The sequence below is a fragment of the Orbus sasakiae genome, from assembly GCF_039542345.1.
GTDB lineage: Bacteria > Pseudomonadota > Gammaproteobacteria > Enterobacterales > Orbaceae > Orbus > Orbus sasakiae.
Map to the genome: position 1 here is coordinate 1069924 of NZ_BAABHY010000001.1, position 22166 is coordinate 1092089.

13 protein-coding genes and 1 riboswitch are annotated in these 22166 nt (G+C 36.6%); of the genes, 1 reads left to right on the forward strand and 12 read right to left on the reverse strand.

Translation table 11 applies throughout. The features are described 5' to 3' along the window. Positions 1–24 precede the first annotated feature (24 nt). From ABEA36_RS04690 to thiB, 8 genes are all read right to left on the reverse strand, one after another. Positions 25–558, reverse strand: a complete 534-nt coding sequence (locus ABEA36_RS04690; protein WP_345489312.1) for an O-acetyl-ADP-ribose deacetylase — start codon at positions 556–558, stop codon at positions 25–27. Further along, positions 548–835 (reverse strand): hypothetical protein, encoded by a 288-nt coding sequence (locus ABEA36_RS04695; protein WP_345489314.1) that lies wholly within the window; start codon positions 833–835, stop codon positions 548–550. Before ABEA36_RS04695 ends, ABEA36_RS04690 begins: the two co-directional genes overlap by 11 nt. 11 nt (positions 836–846) lie before the next feature. Next, a complete protein-coding gene (locus ABEA36_RS04700) occupies positions 847–9513 on the reverse strand; it encodes a hemagglutinin repeat-containing protein (protein WP_345489316.1) in 8667 nt (2888 codons plus the stop codon). Between the two features lie 83 nt (positions 9514–9596). Then, on the reverse strand, positions 9597–11300 hold the full coding sequence (locus tag ABEA36_RS04705) for a ShlB/FhaC/HecB family hemolysin secretion/activation protein (RefSeq protein ID WP_345489318.1): 1704 nt from the start codon (positions 11298–11300) through the stop codon (positions 9597–9599). A 237-nt stretch (positions 11301–11537) separates the two neighbouring features. Next, on the reverse strand, positions 11538–12350 hold the full coding sequence (gene proC, locus ABEA36_RS04710; RefSeq protein WP_345489320.1) for a pyrroline-5-carboxylate reductase: 813 nt from the start codon (positions 12348–12350) through the stop codon (positions 11538–11540). Positions 12351–12559: 209 nt separating this feature from the next. Continuing rightward, positions 12560–13264, reverse strand: a complete 705-nt coding sequence (gene thiQ / locus ABEA36_RS04715; RefSeq protein WP_345489322.1) for a thiamine ABC transporter ATP-binding protein ThiQ — start codon at positions 13262–13264, stop codon at positions 12560–12562. After that, positions 13261–14841, reverse strand: a complete 1581-nt coding sequence (gene thiP, locus ABEA36_RS04720) for a thiamine/thiamine pyrophosphate ABC transporter permease (protein WP_345489324.1) — start codon at positions 14839–14841, stop codon at positions 13261–13263. Before thiP ends, thiQ begins: the two co-directional genes overlap by 4 nt. After that, a complete protein-coding gene (thiB, locus tag ABEA36_RS04725) occupies positions 14817–15797 on the reverse strand; it encodes a thiamine ABC transporter substrate binding subunit (protein WP_345489326.1) in 981 nt (326 codons plus the stop codon). The genes thiP and thiB overlap by 25 nt, the downstream gene beginning before the upstream one ends. A 67-nt stretch (positions 15798–15864) precedes the next feature. Next, a riboswitch (TPP riboswitch) is annotated at positions 15865–15992 on the reverse strand. Positions 15993–16108: 116 nt separating this feature from the next. Here thiB and argS point away from each other — a divergent pair. Further along, the gene (gene argS, locus ABEA36_RS04730) at positions 16109–17845 is read left to right on the forward strand and encodes an arginine--tRNA ligase (RefSeq protein WP_345489328.1); all 1737 of its coding nucleotides are present in this window, start codon (positions 16109–16111) and stop codon (positions 17843–17845) included. 67 nt (positions 17846–17912) lie between these two features. Here the strand turns inward: argS and ABEA36_RS04735 are convergent, their stop codons facing one another. From ABEA36_RS04735 to ABEA36_RS04750, 4 genes are all read right to left on the reverse strand, one after another. Next, on the reverse strand, positions 17913–18245 hold the full coding sequence (locus ABEA36_RS04735; RefSeq protein ID WP_345489330.1) for a DMT family transporter: 333 nt from the start codon (positions 18243–18245) through the stop codon (positions 17913–17915). Between the two features lie 83 nt (positions 18246–18328). After that, positions 18329–19012: a response regulator transcription factor gene (locus tag ABEA36_RS04740; protein ID WP_345489332.1), complete on the reverse strand. Its 684-nt coding sequence runs from the start codon at positions 19010–19012 to the stop codon at positions 18329–18331. 6 nt (positions 19013–19018) lie between these two features. Further along, on the reverse strand, positions 19019–20527 hold the full coding sequence (locus ABEA36_RS04745; RefSeq protein WP_345489334.1) for a sensor histidine kinase: 1509 nt from the start codon (positions 20525–20527) through the stop codon (positions 19019–19021). 132 nt (positions 20528–20659) lie between these two features. Next, positions 20660–22003, reverse strand: a complete 1344-nt coding sequence (locus ABEA36_RS04750) for a vWA domain-containing protein (protein WP_345489336.1) — start codon at positions 22001–22003, stop codon at positions 20660–20662. Between the last annotated feature and the right edge of the window lie 163 nt (positions 22004–22166).

Sequence of the window (22166 nt, forward strand, 5' to 3'; positions counted from 1 at the left end):
GCATAACTGGGTGATTCGTCTAAATCATTTTAAACTATAATTCTCAATCAATGAGCAATAAATATTATAGTTATCAGATTCATAACAAACAATATTTACTTTTTCTATAGATAGATACTTATTTAAACTCTCTTTAATTATTCGTAATGCTATTTCTGCGGCTTTATTTTTTGGAAATTTATATATACCAGTACTGATATTGGGAAATGAAATAGTTGTAACATTATTATCATAAGCAAGTTTAAAGCAATTTAAGTAACAGTTTTTTAATAAGTTAACCTCATTATTATTTCCATCATTCCAACGAGGGCCTACTGTATGGATAACATATTTAGCTGGAAGGTTTCCTGCTGATGTGATCACCGCATCACCAACTTTGCAACCACCTTGCCTAGCTCGTATTTTTTGACACTCTTCTAAAATTTGTTTTCCACCAACTCTATGAATTGCACCATCAACACCACTTCCACCAAGCAAAGAGCTATTTGCTGCATTAACAATCGCGTCAACAGCAATCTTAGTTATATCACCTTGAATTATTTTTATTTTACTTTTCACTTAATAATATTCCTAAAAATTTAGCTATTGCTATTTCTTGCTCTTGAGTTTCAGATGGTTCTAAAAGAATATTCATTACTTCTTTATCTAGAGTCAAATCATAAATATTGATATCTAACCAGCCTTTAGACCATACATCAATACCACCCATTTTATTACGACCTTCAACAACTACTCTCTCTAAGCTTCCAAAATCACCGCTAGGATATGAGCTATAAGTTAATTTATAGTTAGTTAGCTTAGGAGAAACATTATTTTTAATATAATTCATATCCATTTTAATTAGCCTTATTTATGTTCAAGAATTTTAATATTACTTACATCCGGAGTTAGTGAACCACCTTTCTTTTCTACTTGGTATTTCTGAGATGGTTGGGCATTTGGACCTATCATTTTATACCACCCTTCATTACCACCTTGAATTAAGCTATTACTAGGAACATCAAATTCCACATAGACAGAACCTTTTGGTGCAGCGCCTTTAAAATCATTTACACCATTTACTGAAATAAACGTTTGCCCACCACCACCTTGAACAACTTTACCTGTACTTTGCATTTGAGCTAGCTCTTCTGGAGACATCCAACGACCAACGCGAGTAACACTAACTTCATTAACAACTTTTGTCTCACCAAGTTTTAATGATGAATTAATATTGCTTTTTGCTCCTACATTCCCCTTTCCAGCACTTGGAATATTTGTTGCTTTACCAAAAGCAGCTACTGCTGCAAACCTGATAATATCTTCTTTGCTAGCTCCATTATCAAATAAGTTAAGGATACCATTAACATCAACAGGAGCGATTGCGGAACCCAAAACACTATCTTCTAGAATTTTTTCTTGGATCTGTTCATTGCTCATTCCTTGAGCTTTCGACTTTTCAATAATATCATTACTTCTGATAGCATTAAGATATGGATTATTCATTTTCCCTGCAAATGTCCATGAAAGACCGGATGCCTTATAAATATCACCAATCCAATCTAGTCCTGTATCACTGAGTTTCTCTCCCTCAATTATTCCCTCTAACATCTTACTTGCGTATACGGTAACGAGATAATTAAATTCCTTTTCACTTAATTGCCCCGATTCATAGAGCTCAACTATTTTTTCACCTGCGGCGTTTTCTTGCTTACGGAATTCATTACGAATATCTCGTCTACAATCTGCATCTCCCTTACAGTTTTCATATTGAGCTTGCAGCTCATCAATACCACCAATACCTGCTTTTTCTAATTTTTTATGAAGAGCCTTACCTTCATCATCTAACTTTTCAACACCATATATATTAGATAAAAAGTTATTCTCAACGGCATTTTTACTGCCGGCAACGGCAGTGCCAATATCATTGGTATTACCACCCGATAATGCAATAGCAAAACCAGAAGCCAACTGTGCGAGTGCACTAATATTATCCTTTTCACTTTCGCTTAACTCTTCTACATTTCGACCATTATATAGTCCACGTCGAATAATGTCAGCTGCGGTTTCACCTAATAATGCACCTGAACCACCTGATAATACTGAATTACCCTGTAATTGAGCAATCGTTGCACCTAATAGCGCATGAGCGACAAGCCTTGAAGCCTCATCAGGAGCATTGTTTTTAATTAATTCAGCTAAATATGGTGCACTTGCACCAGCAAGGCCTCCCGCTATATCGCCGGTGATTAATCCCGTTAAAATGGATGTCGCTGCATCAATACCTTTACTAAACGCATTCCCCATTTTTCCATCAGTCGATTCTTTACCTGCATTCTGATTAAAATCTTGTTCTAACTTTTTAACCTGTGCAGCAAGCTCTTTTAAAGAATTGACTATATCTTGGCGATTTTGTTCTTTTTCTTTATCAAAAATTTTATCTAACGCATTATTTGCATTGTCGGTATCTCGACTTAATTGCGTTATATCTTGTTGTTGCTCATCTTGATGACGAATGATTATTTCACCTTCCGCCACAGCAGACTGTGTTATGCTCGATGCGTCGCCATCATGACTATAAAAAGCAGGATTTCCCGCTGTTGGTGTCACCTGACCACCAGCAATACTCGTCCCACCAGCGACAGAAACACTATTTACATCAAATTCAGCTTTATTTTCAATATTGCTAAAACCTAACGAGCCTGTATCTAATTTATTCTTTGATTTATCGTGTGCTTGGGATGCGATTACAGCGCCATCTAACTGTGTATGTTGCTCGACTTTAATATCAAAGCCATCATTTCCTGCAAAGATACCACTTTGTTGATTAACCGATGCATAGTCACTATTCATTTTATCTTGACTAAAATTACCACTCACTTCTGTGGCTCCTACACAAAATGGTGGTACACAAACACTGACATTAACACCACCAGTGGTTTGCTTGCTATCATAGTGTTCAACATCTTGTACACTTATAATGGTTAAATCACCACCAATCTCAGCAACCACTTTATCACCTTTCAGCTCAGCACCTTTCAAGGTGACATCTTTACCACTTGTAATGGTTAAAGCATCATCAGCATGAACTTGGCTATTATGGTTAACTAATAATGTCCCGTTTTCTTTACCCTTTGATTGGCTACCACTGAGTTCTAGCGTAAAGCCATTTTGGCTTCCCCCTGCACTAAAACCAACACCAACACCATAATGACTTCCAGAATTTGTATTATTTTGTTTTTCATTGGTTTGAGCTGAAATAAATGTGATATCGTTTCCTGCATTAAGGTTAATATTTTTACCATGAATATCAACACCATGACCTTGAATATTTTCATCTGCAGTAATATTAACATCTTGTAGCGCATTTAAAGTACTGCCTAATTGCTGCTGACTTTCATATTTCTGTTGTTGTTTTGAGTTATCCGCAGTGACACTAACGGTCACCTTAACTGCTGACGTTCCCATCCCATCTTTTGCAATTTGGGTCGCTTGGGATGCTGTATTTAATGCGGCTTGAGCACCATATATCGCAGATAGACGAGCATCGTCGCCATTTTCTATAGACTTAGCTGCTTTTTCAATTGCTTGAGCAGCGGTTACAGCGTAACCTGAAGTTGAAACTGTAACACCATATTGCTGTGATTTGGAATGATATTCAGACAGTTTGTTATCTTCACTTGTATCTAACTGTACATTTTTGCCTGTTAAGTTAATGGATTTACCTGCATTAACATCGGTTCCGGATAAATTAATATCATTACTTGATTGTAACGAGACATCACCTTTAACACTATTTAGTTGGCTACGTAAATTACTTTGCGTATCTGAATTATCAAGTTTACTGTGACTTTGTTTACTAAAACCAGCAGTACCGCTATAACCATCACCTTTCAACTCACCAATTTTACTTTCACTGCCCGTTTCATGATCATAAATGTTACTCGTCCCAGCAGTAACATTAATATTACCTTTTTGAGCTTGTATCATTAAATCATTTTGAGCGGTCATATTACTACCAGTAACATTGACTTGGCCTTCTTTACTATTAACATAAATATCATTAGCCGTTAATACAGATGATGTTTGTGCTGTTATTTCTTTTTCTGCTTTAGATTGTGATTTTTCACTACCAAAAGGCAATATTCCTGTGCCATGATTTGGACCGCCACTGATAAAACGAATCGTTGATCCCGTTGTCGGTGCCCCCGTATTTATACTCCAGCTACTGCTTTTTGATGAATTATTGTTTGTTTGTTTATCCGTTGATGCAACGACGTCTACATTCCTATTTGCATCCAAAATTATAGATTCACCTGCACCCAACTGGCCGCCATTTATTAAAATATCACCACTATCAGCTTTATTACCTGTAGCATGAAGCTGAATATTACCTGATGCGGTTAAACTACTACCGTTTTGGTACTCGCCATGTGTAATATTGCTGCTGCTTGATGATGATTTACCATAAGTAATAGGTAGCTGAGTGGGTAATAATATATCGATACCAGCTGCGGCTGTTTCGTTAATAAGTTTTTTACCCTTTTCAACTTTTCCATCATCTGAATGGAGTATATCTTTGAAATTACGAAAACTATCAACGATAGGATTAGAAACTGAGATGTGAACACCACTGGACTTAGATGAATATGTGGTTGTTGTATCAATGGTATCTTGACCCGGAATAATTTGGATATCTTGGCCTGTAATATCAATATGACCTGTTGCTTTTGATGTATCACCTTCCGCCCTCACCGCAACAATCTCACTGCCACTTACAGATGCAGTGTTGCCGGCCGAAATAATCACATTACCGCCAGCAGAACCAATTAAGCTCGATGAATTAGAAAAATTAGTTTCATTTTCTTTCAAGGAAGAACTGGTTGATTGAGATCCAATCGTGATACCCATACCACTGGATGTGATACCAGATGTTTTTGTTGTTGTTTTTTGATATTGATAATAGGTTTCTTGTGCTGAATCAATACTAACATCATTCTTAGCAGTCAAATTAATATCTTTACTCGCAATAACTTGGCTACCAACCACATTTATATCATTTTTTGCATTTACATCAATGGTTTTGCCACTTAATGAACTTCCGGTTTGTACATTGTTATCTATTGCCAAATCAAAGACGCTTTTTGTTTTTGAAAATGTACTTCTTGTTACCACTTCTTGATGTACATCAATAAGTTGTGATGATGCTTCAGAGTTGATATTAATATTATTAGCTTGAATGGCCAAAGCATTATCGGCATTAACACTTGATGCAGTCACTTTGATATCATTATTTGCTTTTAAGCTGATATTTCCTTGACTGTATATTTCACTACCGACAACATGTTCAATATCAGAACGTTGGTAGTCTTTATTGCTAATATAAAATTCCTCTTTATCTCGCGTTTTTACGGTCGATAAATTAATATCATTACCCGCTTCAAGTAAGGTTGTACTATTTTTATCTTGGTTAACAATTAAGGCACCAGCTGTGTTAATGTCATGACCTGCTTTTATCGTCATATCTCCATTTTTTACATTAACGGTTGAAACCTTATCAAGCACGGTTTTGATATCATGTTCTTTATAATTATTACGTTCCTCTGTATGCGTATTGGTGATTAAATTGATATCTTTCCCAGCATTTAACATTAATTGTGCGTCAGCCGCTATTTTACCGTACGAAAAGATCGAATCTTGTGCATCGATAAGAACCTTACCACCAATCATATTGCCCTGATTATGAATGTTATTGGCGGATATAGATAACTGGTCTTTTGCCACAATTGTTCCTGATGAATGAATATCAGAATCACTTTGAATCGTCGCGTTTTTACCCGACACTAAAGCGCCTGCACTCGTTACATGTGGTCGATTTACGATATAAACTTGTGGAACCAACACCTCGATATCTTGACCATCAATAGTCACTGTTTTACTGACCATCCAGACTATATCTGACGTCAACATATTCATTTGCGCATCGGTTAGAGCTACGCCAATTGATAAGCCATACTGATTTGCAAATTCAACACCACTGTTCATTAAGGCTTGATATTGAGCAAGATCATTTGCGTAATCGGCTAAATAACGCTGCCCGGTTAAACCAATAATCTGCTGTTGAATTAACTGTTGTTCATAATACCCATCGCCTAAGCGTTTTTGAATATTATTGGGATCAGCTTTTAGCTGCTTGAACATATAATCAGAACTTAACCACGCTTTTTTATTCGTAAAACGAGAGTCGGTTTCAATCAAGTAATGATGTTCAGTATCTTTATGTATTGTATACAGGCTATTTGTTGGTAGGGTTATATTTGGCTCTATGGTACTGACCGATCCAACATCAATATTTGCTTTATCTAAGTTAGTTTGACTTATGCTTGTTCGATGACTATCATCTAATACATTATTAGCCACCACAGTATGATCTTTAATGGTTGATAATGATAAATCAATCGCAGAGATTTCATCTAAAGGATTATAACCATGATAGTCTATATCATGATAGTGTTTCCCTTTTCCTGGAAAATAATCATAATGATAGTCTCTACCACCATTTCTAACTATACGTTGTATTGATTCAATAACGATATTTTCAAGAACACCATTGATTGATAAATTTTCCCCTGCATTAATATGGCTATTATCATTGGTTGTTTTAGCTGTATTGAGTATCACATTACCGCCACCAATAATTTTAGCTGGATCGGTAGTAACAACTTGAGTTTGATAAGTCTTTTGATTGTAATGATAAAAGTTATACTTAGGCATTGTTTTACCAGTAGCAATTACTTCAAGGACTCGATAATTAGTTTTTTTCTTACAACCAATGCAATATTCACGTACTTCATCAGGTCGATAACGCACATCCGGCGAATCGATAAAAGACCACTCAGTTACATATTTTTCATCAACTAATACATCTTCAACCTCAATATTATCATTAATATTATTGATGATCTGTGAATTAATAAGGAGATCACCTTGAGATTCAATCTTTGAAGAGTGATTATTGATCACAACAGCACTTCCGATAACATGATTATTACTATCAATTTGCTGACCAATTGTAAAATTACCTAAACTTAATAATAATCCATGAGCATAATTATTCAGTGTACCCACTGCTAATTTGAAATCATTACGAGCTGCGATAACAGGAGCGGTTAGCCCATCACCAAGATTGTTTAATGTATTTGCCGAAATAGTCAGATTATCGCCATAGATTCGTCCACTCGGTTTATTATCTAGCAACTGAGTGGTTATGCTAACTTGCCCACCATCAATAAGACTTTGGTTAATAAGCGTATTCGTTTTTAATTCTAAATTATCAGCACTGATTTCAGCTTGGCTATTATTGTTTAGCTGCTCACTGTTTAGTGACATATTTTTTGCTATAAAAAGCTGATTATTATTAATCGTTTTTTGACTGGTTATCGATAAAGTGCGATTAGCACTTATTTCACCGTTATTATTAAAATCATTTTGAAGCGTTAACGTAATATCCCCAGTTGCTGATAATTTACCACCACCGCTTAATTCGTCAGCCACAATCTGTAAATCTTTGCTTAATAAAGTGGCATCATCATTATCAATATTTTGTGCATGAATATTAATCAGTTGATTAGCGGTGAGTGATGCTTCACCCTGATTTAGTTGCTTAGCGGTTAACTGAATATTGTCGCCTGCAACAAATTTAGACTGTTGGTTATCTAATACTATCAATGCTTGTTGTGAGATATTTTGTTGTGCTCTTAGATCTGCGTGTTTATTATTAATATTGTTTGCATTAATATTAATCGATTGTTCAGATAGCATTATTACTTTTTGATTATCAATATCATCCGCAGTTTGACTGATGTCGCCTTTCGCACGGAGTTTACTTCCACTATTATCCAACGCCAATGCATTTTGCGTCGTATTACCCAGTGATAATAAGTCAGAATTACGGTTATTAATCACATCAGCGTCAAGTAAAATATTATTGTCAGCCTGCCAAGAACTATTATCATTTTCAATATGTTTTGCATGAATAGTAATATCGCCATGACTAGTCATCATTGACGATGTTGTATTTACTGAATTATCGGCTTGAATATTGACTGAATCATTCGTTTTAATTGTTGTTGATTTAGCATTTATATCATTACCAATAATCTGTAGATTGCCACTCAACATCTTGCCATTATTTAAATTAACCGTTTTATCAGCATGAAGATTAATCGATTGGGTCGCTAAAGTTTGCCCTGTTAATGTGATGTCAGCCGCGTTTGAATATATTGAGCCGGAATCGGTTAATTGGCCTTTGTCATCAATCCCAGCAGCAATGGTTGATGTGCTATCACTGACAATTGTATTAGCGTTTAGTGTAATATCATTTTGAGCAACTATCGTCGCTTGATTATTAATTTGTTTTTGGCTGGTAATTTTTATGTTTTTTTGACTATAAATTTGTTTGCTATTCGTAATATCTTGTTGACTGGTTAGTGTAATATCCCCTTTAGCCTGAATTGACCCAGTATTAACTATTTTACCATCCGCAGTAATGGTGATGTTACCCGCACTTGCACCTAACTGACCTGAGTTATGAACACCAACCCCCGTTTGCGTTCCGACTAATTGGATTTTACCAGCATACATACCTCCGAGTGCCGCCACATCGATAGCCAGTTGGGGAGGCGCTTGATCATTATCCGTTAATTTTGTGATTTGGCTGACATCTTGATTAACGTTGTTTCGCCCGGCAACAACCTTAACATCATTAGCCCATAGGCTTGCGTTAATATTCACGGTTTGTGCAATTAAATCTGTGTAGTCTTGTTTGGCACTATTGAGTCCTTTGCCATTAATGGCAATATTGCCTTGCTCAACCAGATAACCTTTCAACTCACCATTTTCAAGAATGGGTTTACCGGTTGTTAACGTGGCTCTATTCGCATTGATAAAACCGCAACCGTTACAGGTAATCCCTGCAGCATTAGCAATAACGACTTGCGCCTTTTGGCCTGCTACCTCAATATACCCATTTAACTGGCTAGCGTGCTTTGAATTAATTTCATTTAAAATAACTTTTGCACTACCCGATTTCAGCAATAAGTCATTACCTTTAATATAGCCGGCGAGTTCTGTTTGAGATGCTTTATGTGAGTTATTTAAAATAACGCCTTTTTCGGATACATCAAATTGCGTGAATTTATTATGAGATACCCCTGCGCCACTTGGTGCAGTAATATTTACTTGGGTGGCACCGTTAGCGGTTGGCATGATAATCGGACGCTGAGTCTTATCCGCATTTTTATCGACCACAATAGTATTAGCATAACTTGTTGCGCTTAAACAAATCAAACCTAAAGCGATATAGGTCATAAAGGCAACCGGTTTTAATGCTGCTATTGTATTTTTATCAACGATTGTTGATTTGGCCTTTTCACTACTTCGGCTTGACCCTTGATGGCTTTTAACAATTTCTGCCACGACCATCAACATACCACGAGCTTTATTAAATATGATTCGATAAAAATGCTTATTCATAGTTGTTCCTTTTCCCACCTTTATTCAGACATGTAATATTTGTAATACACTGAATAAATTTATTATTATTTTTTATTTACGACTTAATATGACCAGTTCAAATTAAAGCCCAATACGGCACTGTTTGTTTTAAAGCCATCGGGTTTATGTAATGGCATGCCGGCAAACAGATCGTAGTAAATGCCTAGTTGATTGCCTCGGATGCCAATGGCACTACCGACGAGTCGTTTTCCTAATAAGTAACCTGAATCTGCGCCAGACACTTCCCCGGCATCAAGCCCTAAGTAAACTTCTTGGTTTAATGGCGCACTCCATGAAAGCTCATTGCGTACAAACCAACCATTATCCGCGCTTAATGTTAACTCACCATCAAATCCGCGCACAGTCCATCGGCTACCGATTGAGAAACGCTCTGGTGGTGTTAAATCACCACCACGGGTGAATTGACTCTGATAATCAATGTTATAGCGAAATTTTTGCTGCGCGATGTCAAATGGGACGGCTAATGAGGCATTTAAGGTCATAATATCACTTAATGCCGTACCTTCACCGGCATACTCTTCTGGTGCACGATGGGCACCAAACCATCTCACGCCTTTTTTATAACTCGCCCCCAAATCTAAGGTGATATCCCCAAAATAGTGCCGATGATTAATTCCAAGCATCCAACTGGTTGTTTTACGTTGTTGTACATCAATTTCGGTATCATCGATAAAGTTATGTGATTGTTTAAGATTGATACCATAACTCAGTGTCGTTTTTTGTGATTCATTGCGGTGGATAACGCGGCTCATTTGTAAATTGACATTACGACTACGGCCGCTATATTCATAATCAGGTGTTCCAGCAACAATTTGATGATAAGTATTACTGCTTAATGATGCGTTAAACTGCCAATAACCAAACGGCAATGAGTATGAGAAGAGATAGTTTTTAGAGCCATAATTGCTGTTACCGTCAATATCATGTCCGCCTGACACATAAAAACTGTCATTTAATGCTAAAGGATTATCAAGATAAAACGTTAAACCACCTTGGTAGCGACCGGTATCTTTCGTCCCGGAATCATCTAATGACATAGCAATACGCCAATATTTAGATTGACTGCGGGTTATCATAATGTCACTTTCCCCAGGATGATCACCCGGAATAAGCTGCATTTGTGCACTCGTGGTGGGTAAACGCTGCATATTCTCAAGCCCTTGTTCAATATCACGCAAGTTTAAGATTTTCCCTTTTTGTACGGGCATCGAACTGTTTAAATTAGCATGAGTATCACTCTCAGGTGAGTAATAAATATCGCGAACTAACCCTTTTACGAGCAGTAATTGTAACGTCCCATTTGTTAAGTCTTGTTCAGGGGCAACAACCCGAGTTGTGATATAGCCGTAACGAATAATACGGTTTTGCAGTTCACTCATCAGTAAATTAATCCCTTCACCACCAAGGCATTGGCCTTCGGCTTGTTTGGCAAGTGGCCACAAAGGCATAATATAAGGTAACGCATCGCGCTCAAGCAATTCCACCTGATCGATTTGAAAACATAAGCTCTCTTGCGGAAAATGAAGCGTTTGATTGCTTTCTAATGGTGGCAGTAAACGAACATCTGGCGCTTGTGGTGATAAGGTCTCCTCAATCGCTTTTTGGCGCTCTTGCTGATAAATAAGTTGCTGATTACTGATATTTTTATCCTGAGGTGTTACCTCTGGTGCAGCAAAACCTTGTACAGACACTGTGCAACCTAGCATTGCAGTTAATAGCTTATTTTTTGTTATTATATTTCTCACTGATTCTTAACCATTTCTTTACAAACTTGCGCAGTATGCTAAACCGCTCGTTAACAATTGTCTAGCAAAAATTACAATTTTGACAGAATTCACAACCTATTGATTAATAATGAATTTAATTCACCACAAATAGTAAGATTAAGATTTTTAAAGAAAAAATTAATGGCAGAAATAAAACAGATAGGATATTTTGATATTAACGGGTTAATGATAAAACCCGTTAATTTTATGATGTGGCTATTTTTCACCGCTAAGCATTTTTGAACGATTGATGCAGGCTTCAACCGCATCAATGACAGCGGCTCTAAATGCTTTTTCCTCAAGCACTTGCACACCATCGATGGTTGTCCCGCCTGGTGAACAGACCATATCTTTAAGCTCACCAGGATGTTTACCTGTATCTAACATGAGTTTTGCCGAACCTAATACCGTTTGCGCTGCAAATTTGTAGGCTTGTTTGCGTGACATGCCGCCTTTTACGGCACCATCCGCTAAGGCTTCAATAAACATAAACACAAAGGCAGGTGCACTGCCACCGACCCCGGTTGCTGAATGGACTTGATACTCAGGTAAAACTTCGGTTAAACCGACACAGTTGAGCAATGCCCTAACTGTTAACAGTTCCTCGGCTGAGACTTCTGTATTAGGCGTAATTGAACACATGGCCGAATTAACTAACGCCGGTGTATTTGGCATTACACGGACAATTTTTTGATCATAACCAATAACCGCTTCGATCGCTTTAATGGTAATACCCGCTGCGATGGAAACCACAACCGTCGATTTTTTAAGTTCTTTTTGTATCTCAGTAAGAATCTCACTCATATTATTGGGTTTTACTGCAATAAATACGATATCAGATTCTTTAGCAACGTCTTTTGCTGTTTCAAGGACGTTGATGCTATATTGTTGTTTTAATGCATCCGTTGCTTCAGGATTAATATCGTAAACATAAAATTGTTCAGCTGTTACTGTTTGACTCGCTAAAATGCCTTGCAAGATTGCACTGCCCATGTTTCCTAATCCAATAAATCCAATACGTTGTTCCACTGAGGTTCACCTTTAATGATTAAACAAATTGAAGTACAAAAGTTATATAATGATTTAATTAAAATAGCAAAATATATTTTAAATCGCTAGCTTATTAAGCAATATTGCATGAGTTTGCGGATTTGCTAAACAATCAATTTTAGCTTAATGCCTATCATTACATTTTTACACTATAATTACCCATTACAACCATTTTTTAACGAAAACTATTATAACGAAGATGCATTTATGCCTAAATAGCTGGCGATTTGCGTTTCCTTAACTAATTGAGCATAATCCCCATCAAAGGCAATTTCGCCACTGACAACCACCAAACAACGACAATTATTTTTATTAATATCTTCTAATTGATGCGTCACCATTAGAACAGTTAACTGATACTCTTGTTGAATTTCATATAAAAGTTCAAACATCTCTTTTTTTAATTTTGGGTCTAGTGATGAAAACGGTTCGTCTAACAACAAAATCGGACGATGTTGTAATAGACATCGACCAATTGCAACACGCTGTTTTTGCCCACCAGATAACTGACTTGGATAAACTGACAAATAGGTGTCAAGACCGATTCGACTGGCAATACGCAATAATTGTTCGCGTTGTTGTGGCGATAATTTTAATGTGGGAGATAACCCCAATGCCAAGTTTTGTTCAACCGTAAGATGATTAAATAAATTATTATCTTGAAACAGCATTGATACCGGTCTTTTACTGGCAGGTACCTCTGTGACATCTTGATTATTGAGTAGGATTTGCCCTGAGTTTGGTTGAATAAACCCAGCAATGAGGCTAAGCAAAGTGCTTTTACCTGCCCCACTTGGCCCTAAAATAGTGATCGTTTCACCTTTATTGGCATTAAAATTAAAGACCATCTGTTGTTGACCATAAAGATAGATGACGTGCTTAAGTTTGATCATGGTTTTTTATACTCAAAAAATGTCATAAATAGAAAACTGATTACTAAGAGTAGCATGGCGACAAACGACGCTTCATCATAGCGATAATGCGCAATCAATTCATAAAGATACAAAGGGAGTGTCATAAAATCTTGTCCACCAAATAAAGCGACAATACCAAAATCACCCATAGACATGATACAGGCCAATGCAAAGCAATATAAAAATAAGCGTTTTAACCCCAAAAACTCAATACGATAGAAATAATTTAGACCCTGAACATTCAATGATTGACTTAAAAAATAGTATTGTTTTGTCAGTTCCGAAAGCGGCAACGCTAATTGCTTTAATATAAACGGTAAGGCAAGCAAACTGTTACTGATAACCACCAATATAAAAATAAAGCCCGGTATATCAGTAAAACGGAAAAATAAAATAAAGAGTCCTGCAGACAATACCATAGAGGGGATCGCTAAAATTAATGATCCTAAAAGCATCAATCCTTCACTTGCCTTTAGGTTACCTATTAACTGTAAGCGGCTATTCGTCCATAATAACCCCATCGCCATTATCATAGCTAAACTTGCGGAACTTATTGCAATGCTTACCGAGGTTAGCAATGCTTGGACTAAACTAGCGGTCATAAATTGCGGCGAAAATAAGGAAATACCATCGATAACCAGTGCCAACAGTGGCATGAAAACAAATAACATACTACTAATGATACAACTGTAACTCAGCCATTGCTGTAATCGTGTTGACTTCACAATATAGGGTTGAATATTGCTCATCTGTTTGGGCGATTGTTTTGGCTCTAACCGTTTTAACACGATCATAAACCCTAAACAAAAGAGTAGTTGAATGCCCGATAAGATGACGGCTTGATACAGTTCAAAGTCACGTATTGCTTGATATATGGCAACTTCTATTGTGGTATATTTAGGCCCCCCACTGAGCGCTAACACCGTTGCAAAACTCGAAAAACACAGCATAAAAATTAATCCACCAAGCGGCAGGAGCTGTTTGAGTAAAAGCGGTAATTCAAGATGTCGAAACGTTTGCCAATAACTCAAACCTAATTGCTCTGCTAACTGTTTTTGTTCATTTGGGATAAGTTGTAATGACTGATAGCAGTAACGCGTTGCAAAGGGGAAATTCAAGAAAACGTGAGCAATTAAAATACCATTTAATCCATATATTGACCCAGTATAATTAAAGCCTAAACCATCACATAGTCGGGCAAGCCATCCCTGATTACCATAAACACTTAATATCCCCATCACAACCACTAATGAAGGGAGAACAAAGGTAATAGAAAGAATGCGAATAAATGCAGTCTTACCCAAAAAACGATTTTGATAAAGTGATTTAGCTAATAACACAGCGCACCCAACGGAGATAATCGTTGATAATGTAGCTTGTATGAAAGTAAACGATAATACTCGCCATAAATAGCGGTCAAAATAGAAGCTTTCGTCGCTATTTTGAAATGCAAATAACCACAGTGCAGTTAATGCACTAAAAACAATCGTTGTTATCACTATTACAACGATTGTTCCTGGTATAAACGTCACTATTGACTGACGATGTCTTGCCATTGTTTAATCCAGTGTTTTTGATTATTCGTCACATCATCTGCCGTAAACGACAATGATTGATTGACCGTGTTAATCTCGTGATATGCCGCAGGTAATTCAATATTTATCGCTGGATACATAATATTTTTATCAACAAACACTGCTTGTGTTTTTGGTGTTAATAAAAAGGCCATAAACTGGTTAGCTAAGTCATATTGTTTTGTATATTTGGTGATTGCAGCCACTTCAACTTGGTTATAATGACCCTCGTCAAAAATAGCCGCTTGGTAACGATGTTCATTATCATTAATAATATGGTAAACAGGCGAAGTACTGTAGCTTAAAACAAAATCAGCCTCACCTTTTAAAAATAGCCCGTAAGATTCGCCCCATCCTTTTGTTACAGTTAACGTATGTTGGGCAAGTTGCTGCCAAGCTTGAGGCGTCTGTGTTCCATAAACATAATTCATCCAGAGTAATAACCCTAATCCCGGTGTACTTGTTCGAGGATCTTGATACACAATTTTCCAACCGTTTTGATTATTAATCAGTTGTTCAAAACTTTTTGGAGGATTGGCTATCTTTTCTTTATCATAAATAAACGCAAAATAACCATAGTCATAAGGAACAAAATCATTGTCCCACCAATCAACCGCTAAATTTTGAGGTTTTGCTATATGATGTGGTTGCACCAAATTAGCCTGTTTTGCGGTACTGGTTAGGTTAGTATCAAGTCCAATGATAACATCTGCTTTAGTGCGACTTCCTTCTAAGCGAAGTCGATTCAAAATAGTGACGCCATCACCGATACTGATAATATTGACCACACAATAACATTGAGCTTCAAAATCAGCTTTGAGTGTTTTGGCTGGACCAAACGAGCTGTAACTGTAAACCGTTAATGTCGGTTTATCATTTGCTTTCGCTGTGGTGATGATAAAAAGTAATGATATAAGCACAGAAATAAAACGAAACATTTTGCCTCCAGATTAAGAAATTTCAATATGGGCAAAAGGTTTGAGTCAATAAAGATGGTGATGATCCCCCTTAGACATACTCAATCCCTCCGCCGGTATTAGCCGGTTCAGGTTCGACGGGTCATGCTTTTATGATCTTGATAAACAGCAACTCTCAGCTTAGGCGATCGCCTGTATGCTCCCCGTTGAGAACAGATTTATTCTAGCTGATAATAAAACAAAGTAAACCTAATTACATTGTAAGAATGACAATCTTGCGCTTTACAGGTATGATATGCGCCAATATTTTAGCAATGTTTTAGGTAAATTCAGTGAATATTCAAATTTTATTAGCAGACAAAATTAAACAAGCTATGTTAGCCGTTGGTGCTCCAGAGGATTGTGATGCATTAGTCAAACAATCCGCTAAAGTCCAGTTTGGTGATTACCAAGCTAACGGTATTATGGCGGCTGCCAAAAAAATGGGATTGAACCCACGTCAGTTAGCTGAAAATGTTATACAGCACTTAACGCTTGATGATTATATTGAGAAAGTTGAAATTGCAGGCCCTGGTTTTATTAATCTTTTTCTAAAAGCACAATGGCTTGCAACTCAAAATGAGCTCGCCTTGCAACATGAAAAACTTAATTTAACCTTAGCAACCCAAATACAAAATGTGGTAATTGATTATTCGGCTCCTAACGTAGCAAAAGAGATGCATGTTGGTCACTTGCGTTCAACTATTATTGGTGATGCGAGTGTACGTGTATTAGAATTTTTAGGTCACCATGTTATTCGTGCTAACCATGTCGGGGATTGGGGAACTCAATTTGGCATGTTAATCGCCTATCTTGAAAAGATGCAAAATGAAAATGCCAATGACATGGCGCTTGCTGATTTAGAAGCGTTCTACCGTGCAGCTAAACAGCATTATGATGACGATGCGATTTTTGCTGAAAAGGCCCGTGGTTATGTGGTTAAATTACAAGGTGGTGATGAATATTGCCGCACCATGTGGCGTAAACTTGTTGATATCACGATGTCGCAAAATATTGCAACATACAAACGCTTAAATGTGACATTGTCACTTGAAGATACCATGGGTGAAAGCATTTATAATGCGATGTTGCCACAAATTGTTGCCGATCTAAAAGCAAAAGGGATTGCCGTTGAAAGTGATGGTGCTTTAGTGGTCTTTTTAGATGAATATAAAAATAAAGAAGGCGAACCAATGGGCGTGATTATTCAAAAACGCGACGGTGGCTACTTATATGCAACAACCGATATTGCAAGTGTAAAATATCGCTATGAACAATTACATGCAGATCGTATTTTATATTATACCGATTCAAGACAGCACCAACATTTAGAGCAAGTTTGGCTAATTGCCCACAAAGCAAACTATATACCACAAAGCCTACAACTAGAGCATCATATGTTTGGTATGATGCTAGGTAAAGATGGTAAACCATTTAAAACACGTTCAGGTGATACCGTTAAATTAAATGATTTATTAGACGAGGCAACTGAACGCGCAACGAATTTAATTAAAGCGAAAAATCCATCACTTTCCGCACAAGAGCTTGCTGATGTAGTCGATGCTGTTGCAATTGGAGCAGTTAAATACGCAGATTTATCCAAAAACCGTTCGACCGATTATGTGTTTGATTGGGATAATATGCTATCGTTTGAAGGGAATACGGCACCTTATTTACAATATGCTTACACGCGTGTTTTATCAGTGTTTAGAAAGGCTGAACTGAGTATTGACCAAGCATTAAGTGGTCATATTACAATTGAGCATGAAAAAGAACGTGCTTTAGCCTTACGCTTATGCCAATTTGATGAAACGATCACAACGGTTGCGAGTGACGGATTGCCACATGTTTTATGTAATTACTTATATGATATAGCAACGCTATTTTCGAGTTTCTATGAACATTGCCCAATTTTAAGTGCTGAAAACGAACCGCAAAAACTGAGTCGTTTAAAACTTGCCGCATTAACTGCCCGAACACTTCAAACCGGTTTGGATATGCTAGGCATTAAAACGGTCGAAAAAATGTAAGACATAACATGTTGGATTTTGAGTAAAGGGCTAACTAAAGCCCTTTATTTTTTATGATAATTTAAATTTAGTGCCCTGCTACTTTCGAAAATACATTAATAACGACCACGCCAGCCATAATTAATCCCATCCCAATTAAAGCCGCTAAATCTAAACTTTGCTTGAAAAAAAACCACGCAATTAAACTGACTAGCACAATCCCGATGCCGGACCAAATGGCATATGCAATGCCCACATGCATGGTTTTTAAGGTAAGTGAAAGTAAATAGAATGACGCACTATAACCAACAATAGTAATAATGGTAAAACCTAACTGCGTAAAACCATTTGATAACTTTAATGATGAGGTAGCAATCACCTCACAAATAATTGCTAAAAAAAGAAATAAATAAGCATTCATCTTAATATCAACAGCTTGCTAAACAAGTAGCAAGCATACTATGTCAATGGTAAAAATCAAGTGACATTCTTTTAATGACGCCACTAACTGTAACGATAGCCTGCGCCATGCACGGTCTTAATCATTGCTGGTTCGGTTGGATCCCATTCAATGGCTTTACGTAATTTCGAGATGTGTTGATCCAAGGTTCGACTATTAGGTAGGTAATCATATCCCCAAGCATAATCAAATAGCATATCACGTGTTACCACTTGGTTTTTATGTTGATAAAAGCAGCTGATGATTTTGATTTCTCGTAGTGTTAATTCGATTTCAACATCCGCCCTTTTGGCTTTTAACTCTTTGGGATAAATGATTAAGTCACCAAAGGCAAAAGAATTATCATCTATTGGACTGCGTTGATTGTGTAGGCAACGTTTAGCTATGGCTTTAATTCTAGCTCTTAGCTCGTGAATACCAAAGGGTTTTGTCATATAATCGTCGGCACCAAGTTCAAGGCCAACCACGCGATCAATTTCTTCATCTTTTGCCGATAAAAAGAGGATGGGAATCTGTTCATTTTGTTTACGTATTTCACGACATACGCTATATCCATCTTGCATTGGCATCATAATATCAAGAATGACAAAATCAGGGGAAAACTGTTTAAACTGTTCAATAGCATGCTGGCCATTTTCAGCTTCAATCACGTCATAACCTTCATGGCTTAATACATCGACTAAACCCCGTCTGATATTATAATCATCTTCTGCAATTAAAATTTTCATTTTATATTATTCCTTTATGTCCTGATGGATTGGCAACATTAATGTAAACTGAGCCCCTGGATTCCTATTTTTGACGGTAATATCACCTTGTAACTGAATCGCCAATTGTTTAGCGATGGTAAGTCCAATGCCAGTCCCTGATACCCCTTCAGTTAATGAATTATTTAATCGATAAAAAGGTTTAAAAATCATTGATAATGCATGGTTAGCAATACCCTCACCATAATCACGAATAGAAATCATAAAATGTGAGTTTTGACGATCAATTGATAAATCCACACGTTGACCTTTTGCTGCATATTTTTCTGCATTACTGAGTAAGTTGTTAATAATTTGGATTAGTTTATCTTCATCTGTCACAATCGTATCATCACCAACATAAGGGTTGAAATGTAATTTCATTGATTTTTTAGCTAAAATAGGTTCAAAAATTAGGCAGTTTTTATTTAACAATACATTAAGATGAATTTTTTTGATCGTTAACTTTGCTGATTTTGTAAAATTGAGTACATTTTGAATCAATCGGGTTAATCGCTGACTTTCTTGGGTAATAACATCAATATATTGTGGAACAGGTTCCGCTTCATCAACTAAACGCTCTTTAAGCATTTCAGAATACAATGTGATATTCGTTAAGGGGGTCTTAAATTCATGAGAGACTTGACCAACAAAACTAACTTGCTGACGAGCAAGTCTCAATGTTCGTGTGTATTCAAGGTAGCTATAGACAAAAATAACGATAATAAATCCAACTAACACAGTAAGTACGACAATACCTAACAAATAAAGGATGGTATTATTTTGATCTTGAAAGTAATATTCTATCTGCCAATTTTTTAAGGGATAGTTTAAAAGTAATGATATTGACTGAAGTGATTGGTCATCAAGCACTTGTTCAGGTGAATTCTGATAAATCAATTGACCGTTATCGATAATCACAAAGTGATCAACTAAATGATGATCATCAAGTTCTAAGGTTAAATCAAGTAATAATTTAATGTAATTAAGCTGAAATCCCATTAATTGGTTTTGATTATAAAGCCAATAAATTAATACCGGGCCGTTATTATCATAGCTCATATACCAGCCTGATTTCGGTTTTGCTTGCTCTGAATCAATGTAATGAGCAAATAGTACAGATGGATCTTGTGCAATCATCCCCACAAGAGATTGCCAAGATGTATTAGTTTGAGTCGAATTTGACGTATATACCTCATCTTTACCATCAATAACAAAAACATTTTTAATATCAATATCATTGTCTAATAAGTGGTTAAAATTTGGTTTCTCAGGCTGAATAAAGCGGCTGATTGCCTGAATATGTACCGCTTTTTGTTCTAACAGCGTTTGTACCATTAAACTGATCGTATTAACACGGCTTTGTGCAAACTGACTGCTTTGATATTGCCGTGATAAGACTTCATGCTTAATCGCCCTCGCACCAAGCAAAATGACAAAAGTAATAATAACTAATGCACTCACTATAAAAAATAATCGTTTTTTATCTATTTTCATTTTGCTCATAACTATATATGAAATATCCTGTGATCATAAAAAGGTTTCACACTGAATACTGAAACCTTTAAGGTAAAATCGATGATCCATCGTCGTTAACAATGTGTGATGTGGTTTTATGCAATCATAACATTATTTTTGTTTTATCGTACTTTGTCTTGAATCAAATTGGAATTCAGTGGCTTTTTTCATATACACATCCGAACTATCTTCATCAATACTGTCTGCCATGATTTGATTTTTTTCAGCTTGTTCTAAAGCTCGATTTGACGCTTCTGGTGATGCAAAACTACTGGTTAGTACTTTCAATTTATTCGCATTCTCAATAATCAATTCTTTAGCTTCAGTAATATTGCCTTGATTATAAAGTTGTAACGCTTTTTCGTTTTCAAGCGTGACTTTTTGGATTTCAGACTCAGCCAACACGGCTTCAACAATATTTTGTTTAACGTCGTCTTCTTGGTCTGTATAAGTCAATATAATATAGTCTTCATAGTTAATCGCCTGCTGGTTGACCAAATCCTCATAATTAACGGTGACATCAGCAATGGTTTTTTGTTGTTCACTAGCCTCTTCATCAGACACGATTTCTAACAGGACATACTTTTCTTGATTAGCATATAGCTGATTCATTTTGACGGTAACGGTATTATTGTCAATATTTCCGTCACGCCCCAATAAGCGAATTGGAGTGACCCCGTCATGTAAAGTAATGGTTACGGTAACCTCTTGTGCAACCACAGACATAACATCTTTAAATTCATTCACAAAAACAGCTTCTAAATCAGCTGATTTCTCGACGAATGCGTGGTTTCCATCACTATAACTGGCAATGCTTGCCATTAATTTTTCATTGTAATCATCACCTAAACCAATAGTCGTAACGGCAATGCCTTTACTCGCTGCAATTTTCGCTAATTCAGCAAGCTCGTTGACCGAGGTCGGTCCAACATTAGCTTGACCATCTGAAAGTAAAATAATGCGATTCACTTTACTTTTATCTAAGTATTTATCGACTTGATTAATACCTTTGCTTAAACCAGCAAATAATGCCGTCATGCCATTAGCCTGTATTTTTTGGTTGATTATTGTAATGAGTTGCGTTTTGTTCACGACTTTAGTCGCCGGAATCACCACCTTAGCATCGCTATCATAAGCAATAACTGAAACCATATCATCTTGATTCAGCATATTGATCGCCATGATGGCGGCTTGACGCGCTTTCTCAATACGGTCACCAGACATTGAACCCGAACGATCAATCACTAATGCTAAATTAATGGGCACGCGTGTTTGATTTTTAATGGGATCGCCAATTAATGATACTTTTAAATAATTGGGCTGAGCTTCATCGACTAAGACAACGGGCGATGCTAATTCTGTTTTTACGGTGACTTGGCTTGGTAATGTTTTTGCTTGTGCAAACAAAGCCAAACAAGATAAGCCTAAGACAGTAAGGGTATATTTGATCTTCATGCCATCATTCCTTTTATTGATTATAACTGTGTTGTTTTAGGCAGTTTGCACGATAAAAAAGATTATCTGTTAGATATTTGTAGAATATTGTAAAAATTTGTAAAAATATACACTGATTTTTTTGAAATTGACTTTATCATGGAACACGTTAGTCATCGTGACT

Coding starts and splice junctions, on each gene's coding strand:
- ABEA36_RS04695 (WP_345489314.1), bottom strand. CDS start 835: ATGGATATGAATTATATTAAAAATAATGTTTCTCCTAAGCTAACTAAC.
- ABEA36_RS04700 (WP_345489316.1), bottom strand. CDS start 9,513: ATGAATAAGCATTTTTATCGAATCATATTTAATAAAGCTCGTGGTATG.
- thiQ (WP_345489322.1), bottom strand. CDS start 13,264: ATGATCAAACTTAAGCACGTCATCTATCTTTATGGTCAACAACAGATG.
- thiP (WP_345489324.1), bottom strand. CDS start 14,841: ATGGCAAGACATCGTCAGTCAATAGTGACGTTTATACCAGGAACAATC.
- thiB (WP_345489326.1), bottom strand. CDS start 15,797: ATGTTTCGTTTTATTTCTGTGCTTATATCATTACTTTTTATCATCACC.
- ABEA36_RS04735 (WP_345489330.1), bottom strand. CDS start 18,245: ATGAATGCTTATTTATTTCTTTTTTTAGCAATTATTTGTGAGGTGATT.
- ABEA36_RS04740 (WP_345489332.1), bottom strand. CDS start 19,012: ATGAAAATTTTAATTGCAGAAGATGATTATAATATCAGACGGGGTTTA.
- ABEA36_RS04745 (WP_345489334.1), bottom strand. CDS start 20,527: ATGAAAATAGATAAAAAACGATTATTTTTTATAGTGAGTGCATTAGTT.
- ABEA36_RS04750 (WP_345489336.1), bottom strand. CDS start 22,003: ATGAAGATCAAATATACCCTTACTGTCTTAGGCTTATCTTGTTTGGCT.